Genomic DNA, 2,034 nt, shown 5'->3' on the forward strand with positions numbered 1-2,034 from the left:
CAAATCCACCACCGCCACCTACCCCTCCCTCGGCTCCGACCTCGGCTCCCTGCTTTAACCGAGCAAAGCAGAGAGTCAACAACCCTCTGCTTTCAGCCAGTTACCGAGCCCGACGCACCCGCCAACGAGCGATCAAAAAACACTGCCAGAGAGCGGCAAAGTCCACACCCCGCACCGACTCCATCTGTCCCGAAACGAGGTTCTGAAACGGTGCGGGGTTTCGGGGGCTCACTTCGCGATCGCCGCGGCGCATGCCACAAACGATCGTTTTCGGCGCAGCCAACGTGATGACGCTCGCTCCTAGGTCATGACCGCACTCGGGTCATGCAGATCTGGACGAGCTACTCCTTGGGGCACTCTCGCAGAGCTGTCTCATCGAATGTTGGGGCGGGACGTGCCTGCGCCTCTTCGGGGGTTCCAGCGATTCCATTGCTCGCAATGTCGTCGATGAGCCAGTTCATCTCGAGGATTTCGTTGCGCTGCGCCGCACTGATTTCGGCGGCTAGTTCGCAGACGCGAACGTCCTGGATCTGTGCACGTTCGGAGCGGGTGATGGCGAGGGAGTGATGGGGGATCATCGCGTTCATCCAGGCGGTGTCGTCCACGGTGATCTGACTGCGGTCAAGCGCGACTCCGCCGGCGAGCAGCAGGACGCTAACTGTGGCGACGGCAATGTTCGCTTTGACGCTCTTGTACATGTTGAGCATCCACGCCAGCATCACCAACCCCATCGCACCGCCCATGGTCAGGGCCATGAAGACGCGGCTTTCGCTGAAGCGGACGTGGCTCCACTCCCACGAGCCGACGAACATCACCCAGTACATGACAACCATTCCGGTGAGGATCATCGCCCCGAATCGCAGATACATCTTCCAGGGCGTGGAGTGACCTTGTTGGCTGTGATCGCCGGTCGCTGCGCTTCGGTCGTTCTGCTGGGGGTCGTGGTGGTCGTTCGAGCTCATGACGTCTCCTGTTCGGATGGGAGCGGATGCGGCGACAGTGACGGGGGGGCGATGGCGACATCTAGCGTCCCGTCAGCGACCGCCAATGGCAGGTCGTGTTCACTGGGCGACTGCGAACCTGGTCGACTTATAGAGCGGCGAGAAGGTCGGTGCATGCCTGCTCGCAGCGGCGGCAGGATTCGGCGCACACGCGGCAGTGCTCGTGCATGCCTGCGTGCTGTTCGCACTCGGCGGCACAGGATGCGCAGGCGGTGCGGCAGGCTTCGAGCAAGGCGCGAACTGTCGCGACATCCGGCACGGTTTGGCGGGAAAGCACTGCACCGGTGACGGCGCAGATATCTGCGCAGTCGGAGTTCTTCCGAATGCACGTGACGAGCTCCGCGACCATGTCTTCTCCGAGGCATGCATCTGCGCAGGCGGTACATGCCTGGGCGCATTCGACGCACGCCTCGATACAGCGCAGAAGGGCGTCCTGTGCTGCGGCGAAACCGACTTTCGGGTGGGTGGCGAGCATGTGATCTGCAACAGTCATGGCGGCTCTTCCTTCTTCGGGGGCACTTCCCCCAATGCGGTCACGCTAAAGCGAGGTCGAGGATGGACGGAGGGGCTTGTAATTTTTCGATAAGTGGAGAACAGCTGGCTGGGTCCGCTGTCATCGACGATGAGGATGTCGCCAGCGTCGGTAATGGCGAATGCCTGCGCGGAGCCGTGCGCCGTGCCGATGTTTCGCCACGATAGATCGCGGGTCGTGCTCCTCTCCGAGCTGCCTTTGCTTCCCACGCCGATCAGTTGCTGGCCGTCCGGGGACACAGCGATGAGGGACATGGTCGGGCTGTCTGGCAGCGGTCCGAACGTCGCCCTTGGTCGATACCGACCTGAGGCCCGTCGGGCGTCGTGGCGATGATGCGTCCGGTGCGGCGGTGAGAACGTGGAAGTCATTCTCGCCCGTGAAGGCCACCGGCTCCCATGTCGTGCCGCCGTCGCGACCTAGGGCGTGTCTGACAAATAGTTCGGCGGCGCGCTGAGAGTCTGAGGTCGTGACGCGGTTTCAGGTGCTCTCGGATGCTCAGTG

Annotated in this window: 3 protein-coding genes; all 3 read right to left on the bottom strand. The window is 62.6% G+C overall.

The window, feature by feature from the left end:
- Positions 1-341: 341 nt before the first annotated feature.
- The 3 genes from AB0P29_RS16115 to AB0P29_RS16125 all read right to left on the bottom strand — a co-directional run bounded on the left by AB0P29_RS16115 (position 342) and on the right by AB0P29_RS16125 (position 1,787).
- On the bottom strand, positions 342-962 hold the full coding sequence (locus AB0P29_RS16115; RefSeq protein ID WP_363381228.1) for a DUF305 domain-containing protein: 621 nt from the start codon (positions 960-962) through the stop codon (positions 342-344).
- A 127-nt stretch (positions 963-1,089) separates the two neighbouring features.
- On the bottom strand, positions 1,090-1,494 hold the full coding sequence (locus AB0P29_RS16120) for a four-helix bundle copper-binding protein (protein WP_363381230.1): 405 nt from the start codon (positions 1,492-1,494) through the stop codon (positions 1,090-1,092).
- Positions 1,491-1,787, bottom strand: coding sequence for a hypothetical protein (locus AB0P29_RS16125; protein ID WP_363381232.1), 297 nt, complete (start codon positions 1,785-1,787; stop codon positions 1,491-1,493). The genes AB0P29_RS16120 and AB0P29_RS16125 overlap by 4 nt, the downstream gene beginning before the upstream one ends.
- Positions 1,788-2,034: the final 247 nt, after the last annotated feature.

This window comes from Microbacterium sp. NPDC080220 (genome assembly GCF_040686395.1).
In the GTDB taxonomy this organism is placed as follows: Bacteria; Actinomycetota; Actinomycetes; order Actinomycetales; family Microbacteriaceae; genus Microbacterium; species Microbacterium gawkjiense.